The sequence below is a fragment of the Streptomyces sp. NPDC043176 genome, from assembly GCF_056436715.1.
The window spans coordinates 127,162-150,454 of sequence record NZ_JBWKCA010000015.1; the positions used below are offsets into that span (position 1 = coordinate 127,162).

Consider the following 23,293-nt stretch of genomic DNA (forward strand, 5'->3'; position numbering starts at 1 on the left):
CGCAGGGGTGCGTCGGCCCCGCGCGTTCGCCGGGCGGGCGGGGCCGGGCGACCATGGTCGTACGGGGATCTGACCGGAGGCCGGGCAGCACCGGGAGGCAGCGATGGCCCACTTCCCCACGGACACCGGCGGCACCACCGCCGACGTCCTCGTCGTGGGCGCGGGGCCGGTGGGCCTGAGCGCCGCCGCCGAGCTGCGCCGCCGGGGTGTGCGCTGCCGCCTCGTCGACCGGCTGCCGGCGAGGCTGCCGTACGCGAAGGCGGTCGGGATACAGCCGCGCACGCTGGAGCTCTGGGACCGGATGGGTCTGGTCCGCGAGGTGCTGGAGGCCGCTGTTCCGCTGCGCGGCCAGCTGATCTACGTCGACGGACGGGAGCAGGCGAGGATCGAGCTCTCGCTGCCGCCCGAGGTGCCGTACGGGTTCGCCGCGCTGCCCCAGTACGAGACCGAACGGCTCCTGGAGGCGTACGTCGCCGGTCTGGGCACGTCGATCGAGCGCGGCACCGAACTGCTCTCGTTCGCCCAGGACCCGGACGGGGTCACCGCGCGGCTGCGGACGGCCCCGGGCGCGGAGGAGGAGCTGCGGGTGCGCTATCTGATCGGCTGCGACGGTGCGCACAGCGTGGTCCGCAAGACGCTGGGCCTCTCCTACGAGGGGGGCGCGTTCCCGGAGACGTACATGCTGGGCGACGTCGAGGCCGACTGGGACCTGCCGCAGGGGTACGGCGTGCGCTCCAGCGGCCCGTCGCCGGACGGCGCGGGCGACGAACTGCTGGTGTGCATCCCGCTGCCGGGGGCGGGGCGCTACCGCATGTCGATGAAGGCGCCTCCCGCGTCCGCGGCGCCGGAGCGCGCCGGGGACGGTGTCGCGCACGGTCTGGAGGGCGGCACCGGACCCGCGCTCGCCGATCTCCAGGCCGTCGTCGACCGTCTGGCACCGCGGCCCACGAGGCTCTCCGCGCTGCGTTGGTCGTCGGTGTTCCGCATCAGCCACCGGATCGTCGACCGGTACGGCGAGGGGCGGGTGTTCGTCGCGGGCGACGCGGCCCACATCCATCCGCCGGTCGGCGCGCAGGGCATGAACACGGGTGTCCAGGACGCCTGCAACCTGGCCTGGAAGCTGGCCCTGGTCCTGCGCGGCGAGGCGGCGCCCGCCCTGCTGGCCAGCTACGACGAGGAGCGCCGCCCGGTCGGCGAGGAGGTGGTGGGCCGGACCGTCCGGCATGCCACCCAGGGCATGGAGACCGGCCCCGACCAGCGACGGACCCTGATGCTCCGCGAGGCCCAGCTGCTCGTCGGCTACCGCGACGGTCCGCTCTCCGGTGCCCCGTACGGACCGGACGGGGCACCCCAGCCCGGCGACCGCGCCCCGGACTGCGCGGGCCTGACGACACCCGTCGCCGTGTACCCGCTGCGCCTGCTCGACGTGCTGCGCGGGCGGGTCGGACACGTCGTGGTCCTGTACGGGGACGATGCGGCCGCGCTAGCCCGGGCGGCCGACGCGGCCAGGACCGCGAGCGGCCTGCCGGCGCTTGCGGTCCTGGCCCGGGAGGCTCCGGACGGCGTGCCCGCCGGAGCTTCCACGGTCCTCTACCGTGACGCCGCCGGGGAGTTCGCACGGCTCTACCTCCCCGGCGGCGCGACCGGCTTCGTGGTCCGTCCGGACGGACAGCTGGGCGCCCGGTTCCCGCTGGGCGGCACCGCGGCCGCCCTGTCTGGCTACCTCAGGGGGCTGTCCGTCCCCCGGGGGCTACGGGACCCAGTGGTTGCCGGAGACGGTGATCATGACCTGGAGCTGGATGCTCGCTGAGAAGTAGCTGCTCGTGTCGATCGGCGTGGCCACCATCTTGTTCCAGAGGGCGTCGAGCCAGGCCTGGCTGCCCGGGTCGGTCATGGCCGCCACCGCGAAGGGGGCGAAGAAGGCGGCCTCGCTGCCCGAGGAGATCTGGGTGCCGTTGAGCTTGTAGCCGATGGCGATCTTGTTCGGGTCGCCGCCGGTCTTCGACTTGATCCAGCCGTTGAGCTTCCGCGCGGCCGCGAGGGAGGTGGCGTCCCCGCTCGTCACGGCGTCGTCGGCGATGCGCCACGGGGTGCGGCAGGCGTTCCACCAGTAGGCGCCGTCGTTGGGGTCCTCCAGGACCTGGCCCGGGGCCGGCCTGGGGGTCGTGTTGGTGTCGACGACGAAGTCGGGGAGGAGGCCGGTGCCGGGGGCGTAGGTGGACTGCAGCCGGGAGATCTGGGTCTGGTGCGCGGTGCGCACGGCGTCCCAGGTCGTGTCGCCGGAGGCCGTGCGGAAGGCGCGGAAGTGGTCGACCATCCAGTCCGACGTGCGGGTGATCCAGTAGTACTGGTCGCCGGAGCTGCTCCAGTCGCCCAGCTTCAGCAGCTTGCTGGTCGGGTTGAGTTCGTCCTTCTTGATCGCGGCGATGTGCTTGAGCGCGAGGTCCTTGTAGTTGTACGTGCCGGTGCTGCCCCACTGCTTGTCGGCGAGGAGCAGGCCGTAGGCCACGTCCATGTCGCCGTCCGTGGCGCCGTCGCCGCCGTTGACGCTCTTGCAGGCGACGTCCTGCTCGGCCGCGAGCAGGTTCGGGTTGACCGAGGACGGGTGGTCGATCTTCCACTTCACCAGACCGTCGAAGATCTTCTTCGCGTCGGGGTCGGCGCCCGCCATCGTCGCGGTCACGACCATGCCGTAGCCCTGCGCCTCGGCGACGTAGGGGTGGTCGGCGTCCGGCGAGATGATCTGGTACCAGCCGTTGCCGCAGTTCTGCCGGACGAAGGCGGCCTTCCACCTGTTGTAGTAGTCGACGACCTTCTGGTCGATCGTCGCCTGCGAGCCGGTGGGCTTCAGCATGCCCGCGGTGTACGGCCTGAGGTGGCTGCCGAAGGGCACCGCCGTCCCTCCGCCTCCCCCGCCGCCGGTCGGCGCGCCGTACACCTCGAACTCCCAGAGCGAGTAGCCGTACGGGGTGCCGCGCCCGGTCCCGTACATCCGCACGTACCGGCCGCTCCCGGAGACCGTCAGGTCGTCCGTGGCCCCGTCGCCCGCGCTCGTGGAGTAGACGTCGCTCCAGGTCGTGCCGTCCGCGGAGGTCTGGACGCGGTACGCCTTGCCGTACGCGGCCTCCCAGTTGAGCTTCACCCGCGAGATCGTGTGGTTCGCCCCGAGGTCCACCCGTATCCACTGCGGGTCGACCCCTTCCACGCTCGCCCAGCGGGTGGCTCCGTTGCCGTCCACGGCCAGCGCGGGCCCGAACGCCGAGGTCTCGACGGACGAGGCCGTCACGGCCTTCCCGGTGGACACCAGGCCGTCGGCGGCCTGCGCCTGCGGCATCACCGTCAAGGGCAACGCCAGCAGACCCGCGAGTCCGAGAAGCGAGGCGCTTCGTCTACGCATGACAACTCCCTTTCTCTCCCTGCCCAATAGATAGGAAGTATTCCTAACCATTGGCGGAGACTAGAGAGCCCGACAGCCCGGCGCAAGACCTCTGACATGACACCCCGGTGAGCGCCCGGGGAACACCTGCGGCGCCCGGAGGATCACACGTGGGACCTCAAGGAAACTTGAGGTCCCACGGTCCTCGTATGACCTGCACGGCGACGTACGGGCCCCGAACCCGCAGCACCAGGAGGGGACTTGACATGACGACCCGACAAGCGCGGCACTCCTCCGACGTCGACGCCGACGCCGACGCCGACGCCGACGCCGACACCGACCTCGTCCGGCAGCCCGCCGCCTGCTGGACCGGTGTCGCGGACGAGGCGCTCAACGCGGGAGGGACGGCCCCCCGACGGACCCCGGGACCTCGGCGAACGGCGGGACGCGAACGCCGGCCGCCGGGGCGGCGGGGGCCACCCCGGAGGAGACGGTGGCGGGTGTGGCGCTCGCGACGGCGACGACGGCCGCGCGGCGGTCGTCGGTCCATTCCAGGAGTCGGAGACCGGGGTCGCCTGCCTTGAAGAGGGCCTCGTGCCGCACCCACAGGCGCACGTGGGCCGCGGCGGGGTCGGGGAGGGCGGCGGCGGCCCGGAGGTCGGCCTCGGGAAGGAGCCGGCGCAGGACGGAGAGGGGGCCCGGACGGCGCGTCGAGGGTTCCACGTCGATGCCGACGGCACCGGGACCGACCGCCGCGGCGACGAGGCCGTCGGCGTGACTCATGCTGAGGCCGGTCCCCGGGCGGCCGGGCAGGAAGGGGCGGCCGTGCCCGGACCGGCCGCACGCGGCGCAGGACTGGGCCGGGCCGGACGCGCACGGGGGCCGGCCGGTGAACCGGGCGACGCACAGCCGCAGGAGGAGCCGCGCCGCAAGGACGTCGTCGCGGCGGGAGGGGACCCGGACCGTCGCCAGCCGCCGTACCTCCCAGGGGGCGAGCAGCCCCTCGTGGAGCGCGGGGTGGGCGAGGACCTCCGCGGTGGTCGCCACCGCGGCCAGGGCCGGCCGGTCGTCCCGCCGCGGCACGCGGCCGCCCGTCACGGACGAGGGCTCATCCGGCGGCGGCCGGGGCGGGGGCCGGTCCGGTGGCGTCGAGGAAGCGCGCCCGCACCCGGTTCAGGGTGCGGAAGTCGTCGATGGTGACCTCCTGGAGGTCGATGGTGTCGCCGGTCAGGTCTTCGAGGAGGTCGATGAACTCCAGGAAGTCCATCGAGTCGATGAGCCGGGCCTCGATGAGGTCCTCGTCGGCGTCGATCGGGCCTTCGAGGCCGGGGTTCTTCTCGTGGAGCCAGTCGGAGATGCGTTCCATGGGGCGGGCGTGCTCCTGTTCCGTGGTGCGGGGGCGATGGGTCGGGCCGGGGGCGGAGACCTTCCGGCCGGGGGGTCAGATCCGTGCGGCGTCGCGCACCCGGTCGAGCGCCGCCTCCGGGGTGCCGTGGGCGAGGATCATCGCGTGGACCCAGCGTTCGACGCCGAAGGCGACGCACGCGCTGTAGGCGGGGCCGTGGGAGCCGGCGCGGATGTCCAGGCGCTCGCCGAAGAAGTTGCGGTGCCGGTTGACGGAGGCGATGGCGGTGCCGTCGGGGGCGCTGAACTCGTGCTTGACCGGGTCGAGGGCCATCAGCCGGGCCCGGGAGCCGCCCTTGTCGTAGAACGGGTCGTCGGCGGTGGCCCGGGTCAGGACGAGGCCGAGCCGGCCGGCCAGTTCCCGGACGAACCCGGCGCCGCTCTCCAGGTGTTCGACCGCGCCCTCTTTGGTTCCCAGGTAGAGGACCTCTCGCATGTGGAAGCCCCAGAGGCGGCGCAGCCCGTCGTAGTGGGTCTCGTTGCGGAAGCAGCGGCCGGCGGCGGAGAGCCGCAGGCCGCCCTCGCCGACGTCCCGGCCCTCCAGGGAGAGGAGCAGGCCGTAGCAGGTGGCGGACGGCAGGAGGTAGCCGGTCGGCGTGAGCGGCAGCCCGCCCGGCTCCTCGCCGGCCGCGAGGCCGTCGAGCGCCTCGGGGGTGAACCGTCCGGCGGAGACCCCGAGATGGGGGAAGTTCCGGAAGAAGTCCAGTCGCGCGAGGCCGTCGACGGAGAGGAGCGGCGGCCCCGTCACCTCGGGGGCGGCGAGCCGCCCGGCCAGTCCGGTCAGCAGGTCGTCCAGGCCGTGCAGCAGGGCGGTGTGGACCGGGTCGAGCGTGATCAGGCCCGCACCGGGGTTCCTCAGGCCGCCGTCGGGCAGGGCCGTGGTGTCGGGTGTGCTCATGGAAACCGCTCCCTCTGGGCGTGGACGAACAGTCGGGGCTCCGGAGGCCGGAAGGGTTCCGGAGGGGCCCGCGTCCGCCGTACCGGCGGACGGACGCACACCCCGACACAGGCGCCTGACGGCCCATCAGGCCGTGGCCGCACACCAGGACCCTAGGTCAGCTTCTCCGAACTTGTCTAGACCAAAGTCGGCCCGCCCGCACGCGACCGGAAACTCCCCCACCACCCTCCGGTCGTACGCGAAACCGACACGACTCCGCATGTCGGCATCGCACTTGACAGAACAGATGGTCTACACCAATTCTGCTGAGCGGCACGACTTCAGCACCCCGCCGCGGCACGGCCTTCCGGCCACCGCGGCGCCCGGCGTCGTGCCCCGCGGCCGCCGGACGGCCACCGGAAGCGACCGTCCTCCGCCCTGACCACCGCCTCGGAGGGACCCCTTGACGACACCCGCCGCAGACCGCCGCCCGCGCCGCCCCCACCTCCACCGAGCGGCGACCGACCGCCCCTACTTCAGCGCCGACGGCGAGTCCTACCTGGCCCAGACGACCCTGCGGGAACTGCGGAAGTCACGGCCGCTCCGGGTCCTGTCCGAGGAGGACTTCGCCCACTGGCAGACGTACGGATACGTCGTCGTCCGGGAGGCGATCCCGGCCGACGCGGCCCGGCGGCTGCTCGACTTCACCTGGGACTTCCAGGGGCTCGACCCCGAGCGCCCGGACGGCTGGTACGCGGACCGGCCGTTCCGCTCCGAACTGGACCAGCAGCTCCACGTGTACGGCTTCGTGGAGGCGTACCACCACCAGCTCCTCTGGGACAGCCGCCAGTCCCGGCGCGTGTACGACGCCTTCGTCGACGTCTGGGACTGCGAGGAGCTCTGGGTGACCCTCGACCGGCTCAACCTCAACCCGCCCAACGTCGGCAACCGCGACCGCGCCCTCATCGAGACCCGCGACCGCGGCTTCGACATCGACCTGCACTGGGACATCGACACCACGCTCGGCGTGCCTCCCCAGCGGGTGCAGGGCATCATCGCGCTCAACGACACCCGGCCCGAGACGGGCGGCTTCCAGTGCGACCCGGAGCTGTTCCGCCGGTTCGAGGAGTGGAAGCTCGGCCAGCCGGCCGACCGGGACCCCCTCCGTCCCGCCGTGGACCGCGACGAGTTCCCCGTCGTACGACCGGATCTCCACCCCGGCGACCTGCTGATCTGGAACGGCCTGCTCGCCCACGGCGTGGCGCGCAACGTCTCGCGGGACGGAGTGCGAGCGGTCCAGTACCTGTCGATGATGCCGGCACTCGAAGAGCACGAGCGGCTGCGGAAGTCCCGCGTCGACTCCTGGCGCCACCTGCGCACCCCGCGCTGGAACCGCACCCTCGTCGGCGACCCGGTCCTCCACGAGTCCAAGCGCTACCCCACCGCCGAACTGACCGGCCTCGGCAGCCGCCTCCTCGGACTCACCTCGTGGAGCGACGCGGGCGAGGCCGCCCCCGCCACGGCCCCCGCGCAGAGCGGAGGGTCCGCGTGCGCCGCGTCTGCCTGACCCTGCCCACCCACCGCGCCTGCCCGGACACCATCGCCGCGGTCGCCGAGGAGGCCGCCTACGGCGCCGCGCACTTCGACGTCGAGGTCCGGTTCCTGATCCTGGACTCCTCGGACGCCGCCACACGCGCCGGGCACCGCGCGGCGGTCAGCGCGCTTCCACCCGCCCCGGGCGTGGTCGTGCACCACCTGGACGAGGCCGGGCAGCGGGCCGTCCTGCGCGAGGCGATCGCCGCCTCCGGCGTCGGCTCCCCCGGGCGGCTGCTCGACCTGATGCTGCCGACCCGCGTGTCGTACGGCGCCTGCACCAACCGCGCGTTCCTCGTCGCGGAGGCCCTGGGGTGCGCGTCGGTGCACCGCCGGGACTCCGACAGCCGCTACCAGTACGTCGACGGCGAGCCCGTCTTCCCCCTGCACCACGAGCTCGCCGCCCTCGGACGGCGCGCCGCCGACGTGGCGCCCCTCGTGACCCGGAGCCGGCTCGACCCCGCCTGCGCCGACCGGCCGGTGGCCGTGGTCGGCGGATCGTTCGTGGGCGAGATGTCGGTGGACGTCTCGGAGATCCGCCGACTCGACCCCGCCGTCTACGGCGAGGTCATCGGCCTGTCGATACCCGACGGCTACCCGGACCCCTGGCGGGCGAACCTGATCGAGGAGTCCTTCCGCGGCGCCGGGACCACCGCGTTCACCACCGACCGGACCACTCTCACCGGCGTGGGCCCGACGCGGGTGGACATGTGCAACGTCGGCTTCGACCGCGGGGTCTACGGCCGGGTCCCGCTCCCCCCGGCGACCGACACCATCGGCAGCGACTACTTCCTCCTCCACCTGGTCCACGGCGCCCGCCTGCCCGGAGTGCTGCACAACCGGCACATCGTCAACCACCACACGGGAGAGCGCCGTTCGGACAGCGGGTTCCTGGCCTACCAGCTGCGCTTCGCCAAGTTCCTGCTGTCGACCGGGTACCTCCACCCCGTGTACGCCCGTTTGGCGGCGGCCGGCGACACGCTGCTCGACGCCACCGGACACGTCCGCGCCGCGGCCGTCGCCGAGATCGTCCGGGACGGCACACGTCTCGGCCCCGCCGGGAACGCCGAACGCCTCGACGTGCTCGACCGCTGCTACCGCAAGCTGGGCGGGCGCTACGCCCAGGCCGCCGACCTCCTCGCCGCCCGCGCCGGGCAGCTCCTCGCCGAGGCCCGGCAGGACATGGCGGACTTCGCCCTCCTGATCGACGCCTGGGCCCCCCTCGTCCGCTCCTCGCACTCCGTGAAAGGCATCGCATGAGCCGCCCCCCGAGGCACTCCCCCGCGCACCCGAGCCGGCCGGGCCCGTGCCGGTGAGCGCGCACGGCTCACCGCGCCCGACGGGCACCCGCACCGTCACCGTCGCGTACCGGGGCGGCACGGCGCGCCGGGGCCGCGTCACGATGGGGCAGGCGAACATGATCCGCTGCGTCCTGCGCGACGAGCCCGCGCAGATCAACATCCACGACGTGTGGCCGGTGCCGGCGGGGACCCGTACGGAGGCGGCGATCGACGCCCTGCGCGCCCTGGCGGTACGCCACGAGGCCCTGCGCACCACGTTTCCCGCCGCACCAGGCGGAGGCGTACCGGACGAGCAGGTCGTGGCGGCGGAGGGTGAGTTCACGCTCACCGTCGTCGACCACGACGAGCTGCCGCCCGAAGCGGCGGACTACGCCGAGTCGCTGGCCCGCGCGGCGCGTGACGACCGCTTCCACCTCGAACGGGACTTCCCCCTCCGGCCGTCCCTCGTCGCCGTGTCCGGCGCGCCGGCCTTCGTCGCCCTCGCCGCCAGTCACGCCGTGACCGATGTCGGCGCCCTCGCCGTGCTCCGGGAGGAGTGGCTCGCGCTGCTGGCCGGCGCGCGCCTGCCGGACGTCACGGCCCTCACGCCGATCGGTCTCGCCGCCGAGGAGGCGTCCCCGGCCGGCCTGCGCAGGTCGCGTGCCTCGCTGGCCCATTGGGAGCGGATCATCCGCACCGGACCACAGGCGATGTTCGCGGAGCCGGGCGCCGGGGGCACCGACGTACGGACCCCCGGTCTCACCCTGCGGTCGCGGCGCGGCGCCCGGGCGCTGGCCCGCGTGGCCGAACGCACCGGCGCGCTGCCGGCCACGGTCCTTCTGACGGCCTGGTGCGCGCTCGTCGCCCACCGCGCCGGTCAGACGGCGTGCGTCACCGCCGTGCCGACCTCCAACCGGTACGAGCCCCGGCTGGCCCGCTCCGTGAACACCCTGTCGCAGGACGCGCTGCTCTGCCTCGACCTGCGGGTCCCGTCCTTCGACGCGCTCCTCGCCAAGGCGTGGGGGGCGGCGCTGGGCGCGTACCGGCACAGCCGGTTCGACGCGGTGGCCCTGTGGGAGATGATCGGGCGGACCACCTTCGAGCGCGGCAGCGCGTTCGCGCGGGACGTCGTCTACAACGACGTGAGCACGCTCCCCGCGGGGCCCGCGACCACACCGTCGGGACCGGCGGACGAGCCGGGCCCCGAACTGGAGCTGAGCGGGGCCCCGGAGCAGATTCTGCCGACCCGCCTCCTCACCTTCGTCCACGAGACGGCGCCCCTCCTCCGTCTCTCCCTGTGGGCGGACCCGGCGCTGTTCCCCCGCCCCGAGGCGGAGGGCTTCCTCACCGGTCTCGTACGGCTCCTGGAGGCGGCGGCCGACGGGGACGTGCCGCTCACCGGGCTCACCGGGGCGACGGGCGTCCACCCGGTCGCGCGCGGCACGGACTGGAGCCTGGTCGACGGCTCCTGGGTCTCGCCGCCCGCCGTGGCGGACGCGCTGAGCCGGGCCCTCGACGGCGCGCCCGTACACGTCACCCTCGACGCGCCGGCCGGGGACGGTGACGGGCCGGAGCCGCACCTCACGGCGTTCATCGCCGCCGACGGCTCCCCGCCGACCCCCGCACGCGCCCACGCGGCGCTGATGGACACCCTGCCCGGCCAGCCCGGAGTGCTGGCCCCGCGCCGGTACGTGATCGTCCGGGGCGCGCCCGTCGGCACCGAACCCGGCAGCGCGTGGCTGCGGCGACCGATACTCATGGAAGGGACCGGCCGAGACCGGCAGATGTGACATGACGATGGACGACACGACCGTCCGGCGGAAGCCGGACGCCCTCCCCAGCCCCTGGCGGTCCAGCCGGTTCCGGCGCTTCTTCACGGCCCGCAGCACGTCGCTCCTCGCCGACGGCATGCTGATGGTCTCGATCACGACGACCGTGCTGGCGGCCGGGTACGGTGCCGGCGGCGTGGGGTACACGCTGGCCGCCTGGATGGCCCCGATCGTGCTGCTCATCCTGTTCGGCGGGGCCCTGGCCGACAAGTTCACGCCGCGGGTGATGATGGTCGGCGCCGACGTGGTGCGGATGGCGACCATGCTCACGCTCGCCGGCCTGCTGGCCGGCGGTGAGGTGCGGCTCTGGCACGTCATGGCGCTGATGGCGGTCAGCGGTGCCGCCACCGCCATGTTCCAGCCCGGCCTGGCCGCTCTGGTCCCCCAGGTCGCCGAGGACATCCAGCGGGCCAACGCGCTGCTGCGCGTCTCCGAGGCCGTCTGCACCCTTCTCGGCCCCGGCCTGGCCGGGCTCCTCGCGGCCTCCTGGGACGTGGCCGGCTCCTTCCTGGTCATCGCGGCGGCCTACGCGGTCAGCGCCCTGGGCCTGTTGTCGCTGCGCCACCTCCACACCGACCGGGAAAACGGCGACGACAGCGACGACCCCCTGCTGCGACGGCTGGCGACGGGGTGGCACGAGTTCCGGTCCCGTTCCTGGCTGTGGGGCGTCATCGTCGTCTGGGCCGTCTACGGGCTGTTCGTGTTCGGCCCCTCGGTGCCGCTCGGCGCGGCGCTGCTCACCGAGCAGCACGGGGCCGGCGGCTACGGCTGGATCGCCTCCGCCGACGGCGCCGGGACGATCGTCGGCGGCCTGCTCGGCATGCGCGTCCGTCCCGCCCGGCCGCTCGTCGCGGGGGCCTGCGCGATGTTCTTCTTCACGCTGAACCCGCTGGCCCCCGCGCTCGGCTGGTCGTTCACCGTCACGGCCCTCACCGGCGTCGTGGCCGGGTGCGGATTCGCCTTCTGGGGCGTGATGTGGGCGACCAGCGTGCAGTCCCACATCCCGGTGGCCGTCCTCAGCCGCGTCTCGGCCTACGACATCGCCGGCTCCATCATGGTCATCCCGCTCGGCCGCGTCCTGGCCGGCCCGGCGGCGGAGTCCTTCGGAGCCGACCGCGTCCTGCTCTTCTCCTCGGTCATGGGCGTCCTCTGCATCGCCGTCATGCTCGCCGTCCCGGCCATCCGCGGCCTCGGCAGGGCGCCGACGGAGCAGGCCGCGGACGACCTGCCGGCCGGACGGGCCTGACCGCCGCACCGCCGTCGGCCGTCGCCCGCCCCCGGTCGCCCGTCCCCCGTCGCCGGGGGATCCCGTCAGACGTCCTGGATACGCCGGAAGGGGCGGTCCGCCTCCAGGGTGAAGGCGACGTCGAGGAGGGTGCGCTCGCTGCCCGGCCGGCCGGAGAACAGGACGCCGACGGGCAGCCCGTCCTCCGTGGCGGTCGGGGCGGGCAGCGAGATCGACGGCGTTCCGACGATGTTGTCGACGGGGGTGAACGCGACGTACCGCAGGATCCGCTCGACGAGCTCCGGGTACGGAACGGTGGGGCTGAGGTGGCCGATCGGCGGCGCCGTGTGGGCCAGTACGGGAGACAGCAGCAGGTCGAAGCCGCGGAACGCCGCCGCGTAGGCCACCTTCGTCCGCTTCAGCCTGCGCAGCACGCCCGGGGTGTTCCGCCAGTTCGTCACGTACGCGGCGTGGAGCCCCCGGCTGAGACCGTCCATGCGGCGCCGGTCGAAGTCCGGGCCGAGGGTGCGGCCGGTGGCGCCGATGAGGAACGAGAGCAGTCCCCAGTAGGTGAGGAAGTCGTCGGTGAACCGGGGGTCGATGGCGGGCGCCACCGGCTCCACGGTGTGGCCGAGCCGCCGGAGCGTCTCCACGGTGTCGGTCACGGCCGCCCGGGTGGCCGCGTCGGCCGTGACCCCGTTCGGCGAGTCGAGCATGAACCCGACGCGCAACCGCCTCCCCGAGGGGCCCTCCACCAGGCCGACGGGCGGCAGTTTCGGGTTGCGCCAGTACGTCTCGGCGGCGGCGATGAAGGCGGCGGTGTCCCGGACGGAGCGGCTCACGATGCCGTCGGAGACGATGTCGAGGGGCAGCCGGCGGCTCTGCTCGTTCGCCACGACCCGGCCGCGGGTCGGCTTCAGGCCGACGAGGCCGCAGCAGGCGGCGGGGATCCTGATGGAACCGCCGCCGTCGTTGGCGTGGGCGATCGGCACCGCCCCGGCGGCGACGAGCGCCGCGCTGCCACCCGACGAACCCCCGGCCGAGTGGCCCGTGTTCCACGGGTTGCGCACCGGCTCGTCCGCCTCGTACTCCGTGGACGGGCTGAAACCGAACTCGGGCAGCCGGGTCTTGCCGAGCACCGTGACGCCGCTGCCGAGGAACTGCCGGGTGAACGGCGCGTGCCGCCGCGCCTCCCTCGGCGTGAAGGCCGCGCTGCCGTGGCCGGTGGGCAGGCCGCGGTAGTCGGTGTTGTCCTTCACGAACGTCGGCACTCCGGCGAAGGGGCCTTCCGCCCCGGCGGCGGGCGCCGGGGCGTCGACGTGCGTCCGGACCGCGTGCAGCCGTTCCTCGACGGCGCGCACCCGCTCGGCCGCGGCCGCGGCGGCTTCGGCCGCGCCGACCTCGCCGCGCCGGATCGCCGCCGCGAGACCGACGGCGTCGTGCTCCCCCAGGGCGTCGTCCCTGAAGGCGTGCACCGTGGTCCGTTCCTCGAAAGTCGTCACCGCTACCTCAGCCCCCGGCCGTGTGGATGGTTGCCACCATCATTGCGTACCGGCGAGTAACACGCGAGGGGGCGAGCCCCCGCCTCGCCCCGGGCGCGGTGCGGCGGGGAGTACGGGAGGAGGACCCGGGCGACGGAGGGTCAGGGGGTCGTGCGCACCGGGAAGCTGAAGGCGTGGCCCTGCTCCTTGAGCCACGGCAGCACCTGCCGCAGGGCCTCGACGGTCTGGCCGCGGTCGCCGCCGCCGTCGTGGAAGAGGATCGTCGGCCCGTTGGACAGCTGGCTCTTGACCGTGTTGACGATCGAGGCCGTGCCCGGCTGCTCGAAGTCCTTGGTGTCGACGTTCCAGCCCAGCGGCCGCATCCCCTCGGCGGCGGCGATCCGCCGGCTGTCCGGGGTGAACGCGCCGCCGGGGGCCCGGTAGAACTCGACCTTCGCGCCTCCGGCCGCGTCCTCGATCATCCGCTTCGCGTCCAGGATCTGCTGCTTCTGGTACGCGACGGGCTTCTTGTCCATCGAGGTGTCGTGGTCCATGGTGTGGTCGCACAGCTTGTGGCCGTCCGCGACGATCTTCTTCACGAGCTCGGGGTGCTGCTTCGCCTGCGGTCCGATCATGCAGAACACGGCCTTGACGCCGTTCTCCCGGAGGATGTCGAGCATCTGCGGCGTGAACCGCGGGTCGGGGCCGTCGTCGATGGTGATGTTGACGGCCGTGCCGCCCGCCTCCGCGTCGTGCGCGATGCTCTCCGGCACCCGCTGCGGAGGGATCCGGGCCGGCTTCTGCGTCTGCTCCACCGACGACCGGTCTCCCGGCCCGGCCCCCGCCTTCGCGGCGGCCTCGGTGTTGGTCAGCACGGCGGCCCCCCACACCGCGAGACTGATCCCCACCGCCGAGGCCACCACGGCTATGTGCGTCCTGTACGTGTTCTGCCCCATGGAATGCCCACTCCCCGTGCGCTCGCGACCGACTCCCAGGTGAGAGGACGGTACAAGCACCGAGAAGGTTTCACTCCATCCCGATCGTTCGGATGGCCCGCGGCTCCGCCGCGCCGGACGGAACGCCTTCTTTGACGGTGTCTCGGGCTGTGGTGTATCCAACACCGGTGGCGCGGAACGAGCGTCGGATCCGCGCCACCCGCACACCCACCGACCGAAGAGAAGAAGCATCGATGGCACTCCACGACGGACAGCGGGTGAAGCTGGCGTCAGACGTCAGGCTGGCGGGTTCCCTCACCGTGGCCGGGGACTCCCCGGACGCGACGGATGACGTCGGGGGGTCCCTCTCCCTCGCGTCGGGCACCGGGGGCACCGTGGAGCGTGTCGTCGCGCACCCCAAGGAGGAGAGCCACGAGGTCCGCGAGTACCTGCGGCTCACGTCCCTCCTCGACGGCTTCGGCGCCCAGATGCCCCCGGCCAGCAGGAGCAGGCTGGAGGAACAGGTCGGCGCCCTGGAGGCGGACTGGCTCGCCCATCAGGAGCAGCGGCCCCGCGTGACGGTCCGCGTCCGCCTGGACAACGGCTTCGTCCTCGACGGGACGCCGGAGACCCTGTTCGTCCCCGCCTGACCTCGCGTCACCGCGCACACGAGGTCCGGGACGGGCCGCGGCGGGATCCGGGCCGGGGACGCCGACGAGACCCGGGATGCGGGCGGCGGCGAGACCCGGGGTGCGGGCGGCGGCGAGCCCGGGAGCCCCGGCTCCGTGTCAGCCCAGGCGGACCCGGATCTTCTGGGGAGCGCCCGCGGCCCGGGTGAGGTCGCCGAAGACGAGCTTCAGGGCGGCGCCCGTCGTGACGGCGGTGACAGTGGCGGGCCTGGAGAGCACCGAGGAGACCCGCTTCGCCCAGGTGATCTCCAGGGAGGCTGCCTGGCGGGCCGGGTCGGAGACGACGACGGTCGCGGTGCCGTCGCGGTGCTCGCGGACGAGGACGGACGCGGGCGCGTCGGCGGTGAGGGGTCCCGCGGTGCCGGCGGCCCAGAAGTTGACCGCGGTGAGGCCCAGGCGGGGTACGCGGACGCCTTGTCGGGAGCCGGTGTTGGCGAGGATCCGCAGGCGGCCGCGGTCGGCGGCCCGCAGCGCGGTGGTCGCGGCGCTCACGCCGGGCAGCAGGACGTAGGCGTAACCCGCGCCGGCCGGGTCGGTGCCGTGGTCGGTGCAGAGGGTGAGGTAGCGGCGCGTCAGCGGCGTGGTGGGGCCGCCGGTGTTGATGTCCCGCCAGGATCCGGTGCGTTCCTCGCGTACGGCGGTCAGGTCCAGGCCCTGGGGGAAGACGTAGCCGGCGTGGCCCTCGATGTGCGCCCAGCCGGCGTCCTCGAAGGTGTGCCGCCACCCCTGCGCCACGGGCTGGACCCGGCCGTCGACGGTGAACGCGGGCGCGCCGGTCGTGCCGAGGGCGCGGTTGTCGACGGTGGTCTCCACGGCGTGGCCGTCGGCGGAGGTGATGCCGGCGCCCAGGCAGACGACGGAGTCGTCCAGCCAGAACCACGACTTCCTGGCGTTCATCGTGGAGGCGAGGCCGATGAGGTGCTGCCCGGTGGCGCCGAACTCGCCGTCGGTGGTGCCGCCGACCCAGGCCGCGTCCGGCATGGGCTGGCCCCAGTTGCCGCCCTCGCCGTCGGCGAGCGGCTTGCGGGAGGCGGTGATGCCGGGGAGGCGGTACGGGTCGACGGTCGGCCAGTACGCGTCCGAGTACTGGTCCAGGCCGTGGTCGTCGCCCCACCAGGAGAGCCAGCCGGCGCCGGTGTGGTAGCCGCGGGCGTGCTCACCGTTGCCGAACTCGTAGTGCGCGATGCGCTTCGACGCCATGGAGACCGAGGCGCACCAGCCCCGGCGGCGGTGGGTGGCCCGGTCCATGTGGTGGAACAGCCGGTGCTGGACGGGTTCCGGCGCGGGCGTGACCGAGGTGTCGTCGAGGACGGACTGGAGCAGGGCGGCGCGGACCAGGCTCAGCTTCGGGTTCGCCAGCGGCGGGGCGTAGTGGTCGCGCCGCATCCAGCCCTTCACCATGCCGCGCCAGCGGGCGTTCTCCTGCTCGCTCGCGCCCTGGCCGACGAGCACGATGGTGGCGAGCAGGGCGTGCGCCCTGGTGTGGTCGGACGTCCCGGCCCGGCTGATGCCGCGTGAGGAGACGTTGTCCATGATCAGGCCGTTGTGGACGAACGGCGCGATGGCGTTGTCGACGGTGTCCAGGAAGAGCTGCGCGTCGGGCGAGTCCACCGGCCACCGGGAGGCGCGCAGCAGGGCCATGAGGCGTCCGACGCCGTCGTGGAGGACGGAGCCGTAGCCGCCGATGTAGGGGACGTTGCGGTGCTGGACGAAGGACCCGTCGGCGTAGAAGCCGTCGCCGGCGGTCACGTACGGGAAGACGGGGTCGAGCGCGGCGACGGCACGGGCGAGCCGGTCGGCGTCCTCCCCGACGATGGAGCGCAGGATGACGCTGCGGCACAGGTCGACCCGGTTGGCCCCGGTGGAGGTGCCGGTGTAGGAGTCGAAGACGGAGTCGGGCACGAAGTGGTCGACGGCCCGGCAGTACGCGGCGATCCGCTCGGCCGTCAGGTGGTCGTGGACCAGCACGCAGGTGTCCATGAACGCCTGCGGGCCGCCGATCTGCCAGTTCCACCAGTTGCCGTAGCGCGTCGTGTTCTCGTTGTAGACCCGCGAGTGGACGTGCTCCAGGCCGGTGAGCACGGCCTCCAGCGCGGCCGGGTCACCCGTCAGGCCGGTACCCGGCTGCGCCCACGCCTGCGCGAGCGTACCGAGCCGGTTGAGGCTCTCGTTCATCATCGCCGAGAAGCCGTACGACTCCGCGTCCGTGTCCGGTTCCGGGTCCTTCCACACGGCGTCCGGCCACAGCGACCCGTCGGCGGGCGCCATCGTGGACAGGTGTCCGCGCGCGGTCCTGCCGAGTTCGGCGAGCAGCGTCCTGAACGGTTCGGCGGTGGGACTGAACCCCGCCCCGAGGACGAGGTCGCGCCACGTGGCGCGCAGCGCGGCGAACTCCTGTGCGTCCGCTTCCGCGGCGGCGGCCGGCCCGGCCGTGACGCCGAGGAGTCCGAGGGTCAGCGCGGTACCTCCGCTCGCCTGGAGGAACGTACGCCGGCGCGGTGAAGAGCCCATGGGGAACCAGCCTTCGCGGAGGTGTCGGAGGGGGGTGATGCCTGAACGGCAGCCTCCGCAAGCGCTTTCTGTCCGTCAAGGGACGGCGCTGATTCGGGCAGTTTTCGGTCAGTCGGAGGGCGGGGGCCACGCTTCGGACCCGCCCTGCGCGCGTGCGGCGCCACAGGAGTCCCGGACGACGAGCCTCGGCAGCCATTCGACGGCCGAATGGGCCGCGTCGGGGTCCTCGAGGCGGCGGACCAGGAGGCGGACGGCGGCTTCGCCGACCGCGAAGGTGGCGGGACTGACGGAGGTCAGGGGGACGTCCGCGAGGGCAGCCGTCTCGTCGTTGTGGCAGACGAGGGCGAAGTCGTCGGGGACGCGGACGCCGTGCGCGGTCAGCCACTGGAGCAGGTTGAGCGCGTCGACGTCGGTGTGGACCAGGGCGGCGCTCACCTCGCCCGCCTCGACGAGGGCGAGGAGCCGCTCCCGCGCGATGTCGTCGGGGTGCCCCCAGGGCCCGCTCGGGGGCGGGGAGAGGTCGTCGTCGGGCAGGTCGAGGGCCCGGACCGCCGAGAGGTAGCCGGTGCGCACGGCGGGCCGCGTGTGGGTGTGACGGGCCAGCAGGGCGACCCTGCGGTGGCCCAGCCGCGCCAGGTGCCGGACGGCGAGGGCCGCCCCGCCGGCGTGGTCGGAGACGACGCGGTCGAGGTGGGAGCCGGGCACGCCGAGGGGGATCCGGCGCTCGACGAGGACGGCGGGGACGGCGGGTTCGGCGAAACGGGCGGCCTCCTCCCGGGTGGGGCCGCCGACCGTCCAGCTGGGGGCGAGCAGGAGTCCGTCGACGCCCGCGGCGAGCAGCGTGGCGATGTGCTGGAGGTCGCGCTCCGCCGAGTAGTCGGTGATGCCCACCAGGAGCCGCGCGCCGATGTCCGCCGCGGCCTGCCGGGCGCCCTGGATGACCGCCCGGTAGTAGTAGTCGGACACCGGCACGACCATGCCGAGCACCGGCCCGTCCGCCGCCCGGGGCGCGCTCCGGCGGGCGAGCCGGGCGTCGCGGGCGTTGAGCGGCGCGGTCGGCCAGGTGACGCTGCCGTGCAGCCGCCGCACGCGTCCCACGTCGGCCAGCGCGGCCACGTCCCGCCGCGCGGTCTCCACGGACACCCCGAGGGCCGCGGCCAGTTCCCCGATCCGCACGCTCTCGCGTTCCCGCACGACCCGCAGGATGCGGCGGTGCCGCTCCTCCACGCTCTCCCGCATCGGTGCCGCCCCTCGCTCCCGGTGGTCCGCGCGGGCGCAGCGTAGCCCATGCGCGGCTGGGGTCGATCGCCCTGCCGGGACGGAACGGACGGGCCCTGCCCGGTCGCCCCGGTCGCCCGCCGTGCCCGGACCCGCGCCACCGGTACGGCCCGGCCGGGCAGCGCCGGTCAGCCGGCGCCGGTGCGCCGGGCGAGCTGGTGGAGGCGGAGGGCCAGGTGGGTCTCCAGGGCCCTGGCGGGGGTGTTCCAGTCGGGGCCCAGGAGTTGGGCGACGCGGTCGAGGCGTTGCACGACGGTGTTGACGTGGACGTGAAGGGCGTCCTTGGCCCGGGAGAGGCTGCCGCCGTGGTCGTAGTACGCGCGCAGGGTCCGCACCAGTTCGGTGCCGCGCTCGGTGTCGTAGGCGAGGACGGGGCCGAGGACCCGCTCGACGTACGAGCCGACGTCGGACCGGTCGCCCAGGAGGACGCCGATGAAGCCCAGGTCGGCGATGTCGGCACCCTCGCCGGTGCGGTCGAGGGCGTGGAGGGCCGTGAGGCACCGCACGGCCTCGGTGTGGAGCGCGGCGAGGTGCTCGGGCCCGTGTCCCGGACCGGCGGCGCCCACGGTGACGGGCGTGCCGAGCGTCCGGGCGAGGTCGGCCGACAGGGAACGGGCGAGGGCCCCCGGACGGTCACCCGGGGCCAGCAGGACGACATGGCCGTGCCGGGTGCCGGCGAGGCCGCCGAGGCCGCGGGCCTTGCGGGCGGTCTCGTCGGAGAGCCGGGGGCGCAGGGCCGCCTCGCAGTCGAGGACGGCGACGGAGTGCGGCCGGGCGAGGTCCACTCCGAGGCGCCGGGCCCGCAGGGTCAGGCTTCCGCCGTCCCGGCGCGGCGACGCGGCGGGGTCCACCAGGAGGTCGTCGAGGAGTTCGCCTCGCACCCGGTCCTCGGTCTCGGCGACGGACCTGCGCATCAGGAGCAGGAGGGCCGTCACCAGCGCGGCGCGCTCGAACAGCCGCCGGTCGGCCTCGGAGAGGTCGTCCCGTCCGGTCAGCACGATGCTGCCCAGGGCCTCGGTCCCGGCCAGGACGGCGCAGGTCCACACGGAGTCCGCGCGGACGGCACGGCCGTCGGTCTGCGAGGCCGCGAGGCTGTCGGCGGAGGGGGCGACCGGCCCGGTGCCCGACCGGGCCAGCTCGCTGCCGTCGGTGTCGTGGACGGCGACCCCGCCGCCGAGCAGCGCCGCGATCTCGGCTGCCACGTCGTCGATGCCCGCTCCCCGCAGCACCAGTTTCGTGAGGCGGTCGTGGGCGTCGGAGGCCCGGTGCAGCGCCTCGCTGTGCGCGTGGGCGGTCGCGTTCGCCGCTTCGAGCCGGCTCAGGGTGGAGCGGGTCTCCTCCAGGAGCCGGGCGCTGTCGATCGCGACGGCGGCGTGGTCGGCGAGCGAGCCGAGCAGGGCGATGGCGTCGGGGGTGAACTCGCGCGGCCCCCGGTCCGCCGCGAACAGCACCCCGATGATCTCCTGGCCGACGCGCAACGGGACGCCGAGGATGCCGCCGAGCCCCTCCTCGGCCACGCCGTCGTCGATCGCGCCGGTGTGGCGGAAGCGCCGGTCGGTGCGGTAGTCCGTGCTGGCGTAGGGGCGGGCGGTCTGGGCGACGAGACCGCCCAGGCCTTCTCCCATGCCCAGCCGGAGCTGCTGGAACGCCGCGGAGACGGAACCGTCGGTGACCCGCATGAACGTGTCGTGGGCGACCGGGTCGTTGAGCGTCAGGTACGCGATGTCCGTACCCAGGAGCGTCCTCGCCCGCCGGACGATGGCGCGGAGCACCGCGTCGAGGTCCCGCAGTCCCGCCAGGTCGCTCGCCGTGTCGAAGAGCGCCACGAGTTCCGCCTCCCGGCGGCGGTACTGGTCGAGCACCCGCCGCACGGACAGGGCGACCTCGGTGGTCTCCTCGATCCACGCGACCTCCGGGCCGTCCGCCCCGCCGGCCCGCGACCTGCCCGGCTGGGCGGCGAGCTGCTCGGCGGGCGCCCCGGCGGCGAGGAGGTCCAGCAGGTTCCGGGCAGCCGCCCCGGCGGGCTCCGACGGCGTCGGGACTCCGGCGGATTCCCGGCCCCCGGCCCCGGCGGGCTCCGGCGTCCGGGCTCCGGCGGGCCCCGTCGTTCGTTCGCCTTCCGGCGCCGGTGGCCCCGTCTCGGCTCGACGGTCGGCGGTCATGGGGGGCCTCCTCGCGGGCCGTGTGCGGGGTGGGATGCGGCGCATGGCCCGGTCCGTCGCGTTCTCCCCCATGATGGCGGCGGACCGGGCGCCTCACGAGTGCGGCGACGCCGGGGCGGTCCGGCCCCGGCGTCGCCGGCGGGCCGCTACGCCGGGTCGCCCGCGCGCACCGCGGAGGGAGCGTCGGCGGTCTGCTCGTCCCGGGAGCGGGTGAGGTCGCGGCCGAGGGTCTCGCGGGTGACCGCCACGGTGATCGTGGTGATCACGGCGGCCGCGCAGAGGTAGACGCTGATGGGGGTGGAGCTGCCGTAGTCCTTGAGGAGCTCGACCGCAATGATCGGGGCGAGGGCGCCGGCGAGGATGGAGGCGAGCTGGGAGCCCATGGAGGCACCGGAGTAGCGGACCTTGGTGTCGAACATCTCGGAGATGAAGGCCGCCTGCGGGCCGTACATCGCACCGTGCAGCAGCAGGCCGGCGGTGACGGCCAGGGTGATCACGACGAACGACTTCGAGTCGACGAGACCGAAGAAGGCGAAGGCCCAGATCGCCATGCCCACCGAGCCGATCAGGGTGACGGGACGCCGGCCGATCCGGTCGGACAGCGCGCCCCACAGGGGGATGGTGACGAAGTGGACGGCCGAGCCGATCAGGACGGCGTTGAGCGCGGTGCTCTTCGACAGGCCCAGGTGGGTGGTGACGTACACCAGGAGGAAGGAGGTGAGGATGTAGTACGAGATGTTCTCGCCGAAGCGGGTGCCGATCGCGGACAGGACCTCGCGCCAGCTGCGCTTGAAGACCTCGACGACCGGGGCCTCCTCCTTCGCGCCGGCCGCCGCGGCGGCCTCGGCCTTGGCCTGGGCCTCCAGGAACACCGGGGACTCGGAGACCGAGACCCGGATCCAGAGACCGATCATGACGAGCAGCCCGGAGAGCAGGAACGGGACGCGCCAGCCCCAGGACTGGAAGGCCGCGTCCGACTGGACGGCGGCGAGCAGGGACAGCACGCCGGTGGCCAGCAGGTTGCCGCCCGGGGCGCCGGCCTGCGGCCACGAGGCCCAGAAGCCGCGGTGCTTGTCGCCTCCGTGCTCGGAGACGATCAGCACGGCCCCGCCCCACTCGCCGCCCAGCGCGAAGCCCTGGACCAGGCGCAGCACCGTCAGCAGGATCGGCGCCCAGACGCCGATCGTGTCGTAGGTGGGCAGCAGGCCCATCGCGAAGGTGGCACCGCCCATCATGAGGAGGCTGAGCACCAGCAGCTTCTTGCGTCCGATCTTGTCCCCGAAGTGGCCGAAGACGATGCCGCCGAGCGGCCGGGCGGCGAACCCGATGGCGTACGTGATGAACGCGATCAGCGTTCCCACCAGCGGGTCGGCGGTGGGGAAGAACAGCGTGTTGAACACGAGGGCGGCGGCCGAGCCGTACAGGAAGAAGTCGTACCACTCGATGGTGGTGCCGATCAGGCTGGCGCCGACGATGCGACCGATGCCGCTTCTCGGGGTGGTGGTGTCAGACATGGGTTCACCGGGTTTTCACAAGGGGGACGGGACGGGATGGTACGGGTGGTACGTGAAGGGGGCGCCGGGCGGTCCGGACCCGACGGGAATGGTCAGACAGGCCCTAGGGCTCGACCCGCGGACCGCCCGGGTGGTCGGCGCGGTCCCGGGCCCGAGGCCGGCCGGCCGACGGTCCGGCCCGGGGGCGACGGGTCAGCCCGCGGTCCAGCCGCCGTCGAGCGGCAGGGACGCGCCGGTGAGGTAGCCGGAGTGGGGGCCGCACAGCCACAGGACGGCGGCGGCCACCTCCTCGGTCTCCAGGAGTCGTTTGACGGGCGAGCGGGCCAGCATCACGTTCGACAGGACGTCGCCCTCGCTGATGCCGTGGGCGGCGGCCTGGTCCCGCACCTGGCCCTCGACGAGCGGAGTCCGGACGTAGCCGGGGTTGACGCAGTTGCTGGTCACGCCGTGGGGAGCGCCCTCGATCGCGGCGACCTTGCTCAGCCCTTCGAGGCCGTGCTTGGCGGCGACGTAGGCGGACTTGAAGGCGCTGGCCCGCAGTCCGTGGACGCTGGAGACGTTGACGATCCGGCCCCAGCCGCGGGCGTACATGTGCGGCAGGACGCGGCGCATCAGCAGGAACGGCGCGGTGACCATCACCTTCTGGATGAGTTCGAAGCGCTCCGGGGGGAACTCGGTGAGGGGCGCGACGTGCTGGAGGCCGGCGTTGTTGACGAGGATGTCGACCTCGGCCGGCAGGAGGTCGACGGCACCCGGGTCCGCGAGGTCGGCCACGTGGGCCTGCCCGCCGGCGATCTCCGCGACGGCCTTGGCCGCGTCGGCGTCCCGGTCGACCACGTGGACGACGGCGCCGGACTGCGCCAGGGCGAGCACGCAGGCCCGGCCGATGCCGCTTCCGCCGCCGGTCACCAGGGCCGTACGCCCGCCCAGGTCCACCGCGGCGGTGGGCGGCGGCAGGGGGGCCGGGGCGCGAAATGTGTTCGTCATGGCCGGAAACACTAGGGAGCGCCTCGATCCCGTCCCATGTGAGTGACCGCTACAAAGCGCTGCTCGTGAATGGTGGCTTCCGCCATAACCGCCGACGGACCGGGGCGGTTCCCTCTCGGTTCCCTTACGGGCGGCCGGTATCGGGCCCGGGG

General features: G+C 73.9%; 17 protein-coding genes. 6 read left to right on the forward strand and 11 right to left on the reverse strand.

Annotation, left to right across the window (positions count from 1 at the left end; genetic code table 11):
- The first annotated feature begins 103 nt into the window (after window positions 1-103).
- Complete coding sequence (locus AC067A_RS24225) at window positions 104-1,810, forward strand: FAD-dependent monooxygenase (RefSeq protein ID WP_479244565.1); 1,707 nt, start codon at window positions 104-106, stop codon at window positions 1,808-1,810.
- Here the strand turns inward: AC067A_RS24225 and AC067A_RS24230 are convergent.
- The 4 genes from AC067A_RS24230 to AC067A_RS24245 all read right to left on the reverse strand — a co-directional run bounded on the left by AC067A_RS24230 (window position 1,751) and on the right by AC067A_RS24245 (window position 5,678).
- Complete coding sequence (locus AC067A_RS24230) at window positions 1,751-3,397, reverse strand: glycosyl hydrolase family 8 (protein WP_479244566.1); 1,647 nt, start codon at window positions 3,395-3,397, stop codon at window positions 1,751-1,753. The two genes, AC067A_RS24225 and AC067A_RS24230, sit on opposite strands and share 60 nt — an antisense overlap.
- Window positions 3,398-3,766: 369 nt before the next feature.
- On the reverse strand, window positions 3,767-4,474 hold the full coding sequence (locus AC067A_RS24235) for a 4'-phosphopantetheinyl transferase family protein (protein WP_479244567.1): 708 nt from the start codon (window positions 4,472-4,474) through the stop codon (window positions 3,767-3,769).
- Between the two features lie 10 nt (window positions 4,475-4,484).
- On the reverse strand, window positions 4,485-4,742 hold the full coding sequence (locus AC067A_RS24240; RefSeq protein WP_479244568.1) for an acyl carrier protein: 258 nt from the start codon (window positions 4,740-4,742) through the stop codon (window positions 4,485-4,487).
- Window positions 4,743-4,817: 75 nt separating this feature from the next.
- Complete coding sequence (locus AC067A_RS24245) at window positions 4,818-5,678, reverse strand: class-II aminoacyl-tRNA synthetase family protein (RefSeq protein WP_479244569.1); 861 nt, start codon at window positions 5,676-5,678, stop codon at window positions 4,818-4,820.
- A 442-nt stretch (window positions 5,679-6,120) separates the two neighbouring features.
- Between AC067A_RS24245 and AC067A_RS24250 the strand changes: the two genes are divergently transcribed.
- Genes AC067A_RS24250 through AC067A_RS24265 form a run of 4 tightly spaced genes read left to right on the forward strand, consistent with a single transcriptional unit; the run spans window position 6,121 to window position 11,605 of the window.
- The gene (locus AC067A_RS24250) at window positions 6,121-7,224 is read left to right on the forward strand and encodes a phytanoyl-CoA dioxygenase family protein (protein ID WP_479244570.1); all 1,104 of its coding nucleotides are present in this window, start codon (window positions 6,121-6,123) and stop codon (window positions 7,222-7,224) included.
- Window positions 7,206-8,510, forward strand: a complete 1,305-nt coding sequence (locus AC067A_RS24255; RefSeq protein WP_479244571.1) for a DUF6271 family protein — start codon at window positions 7,206-7,208, stop codon at window positions 8,508-8,510. The genes AC067A_RS24250 and AC067A_RS24255 overlap by 19 nt, the downstream gene beginning before the upstream one ends.
- Before the next feature lie 46 nt (window positions 8,511-8,556).
- Entirely contained in the window at window positions 8,557-10,320 is a 1,764-nt protein-coding gene (locus AC067A_RS24260; protein ID WP_479244572.1) for a condensation domain-containing protein, read from the forward strand.
- Between the two features lies 1 nt (window position 10,321).
- A complete protein-coding gene (locus tag AC067A_RS24265; RefSeq protein ID WP_479244573.1) occupies window positions 10,322-11,605 on the forward strand; it encodes an MFS transporter in 1,284 nt (427 codons plus the stop codon).
- 65 nt (window positions 11,606-11,670) lie between these two features.
- Here the strand turns inward: AC067A_RS24265 and AC067A_RS24270 are convergent, their stop codons facing one another.
- The gene (locus AC067A_RS24270; protein ID WP_479244574.1) at window positions 11,671-13,086 is read right to left on the reverse strand and encodes an amidase; all 1,416 of its coding nucleotides are present in this window, start codon (window positions 13,084-13,086) and stop codon (window positions 11,671-11,673) included.
- A 140-nt stretch (window positions 13,087-13,226) separates the two neighbouring features.
- Window positions 13,227-14,021: a polysaccharide deacetylase family protein gene (locus tag AC067A_RS24275; RefSeq protein ID WP_479244575.1), complete on the reverse strand. Its 795-nt coding sequence runs from the start codon at window positions 14,019-14,021 to the stop codon at window positions 13,227-13,229.
- Between the two features lie 233 nt (window positions 14,022-14,254).
- On the opposite strand from AC067A_RS24275, the gene AC067A_RS24280 reads away from it, so the two are divergent.
- On the forward strand, window positions 14,255-14,650 hold the full coding sequence (locus AC067A_RS24280) for a hypothetical protein (protein ID WP_479244576.1): 396 nt from the start codon (window positions 14,255-14,257) through the stop codon (window positions 14,648-14,650).
- 138 nt (window positions 14,651-14,788) lie between these two features.
- On the opposite strand, the gene AC067A_RS24285 is transcribed toward AC067A_RS24280, so the two are convergent.
- From AC067A_RS24285 to AC067A_RS24305, 5 genes are all read right to left on the reverse strand, one after another.
- On the reverse strand, window positions 14,789-17,200 hold the full coding sequence (locus AC067A_RS24285; protein WP_479244577.1) for a polysaccharide lyase 8 family protein: 2,412 nt from the start codon (window positions 17,198-17,200) through the stop codon (window positions 14,789-14,791).
- Window positions 17,201-17,308: 108 nt separating this feature from the next.
- Window positions 17,309-18,439 (reverse strand): LacI family DNA-binding transcriptional regulator, encoded by a 1,131-nt coding sequence (locus tag AC067A_RS24290; protein WP_479244578.1) that lies wholly within the window; start codon window positions 18,437-18,439, stop codon window positions 17,309-17,311.
- 167 nt (window positions 18,440-18,606) lie between these two features.
- Window positions 18,607-20,640 carry a helix-turn-helix domain-containing protein gene (locus AC067A_RS24295; protein WP_479244579.1) on the reverse strand — a complete coding sequence of 678 codons (2,034 nt, stop codon included), beginning with the start codon at window positions 20,638-20,640 and terminating at the stop codon, window positions 18,607-18,609.
- A 146-nt stretch (window positions 20,641-20,786) separates the two neighbouring features.
- Window positions 20,787-22,154 (reverse strand): MFS transporter, encoded by a 1,368-nt coding sequence (locus AC067A_RS24300; RefSeq protein WP_479244580.1) that lies wholly within the window; start codon window positions 22,152-22,154, stop codon window positions 20,787-20,789.
- 192 nt (window positions 22,155-22,346) lie between these two features.
- A complete protein-coding gene (locus AC067A_RS24305) occupies window positions 22,347-23,141 on the reverse strand; it encodes a 3-hydroxybutyrate dehydrogenase (protein WP_479244581.1) in 795 nt (264 codons plus the stop codon).
- Window positions 23,142-23,293: the final 152 nt, after the last annotated feature.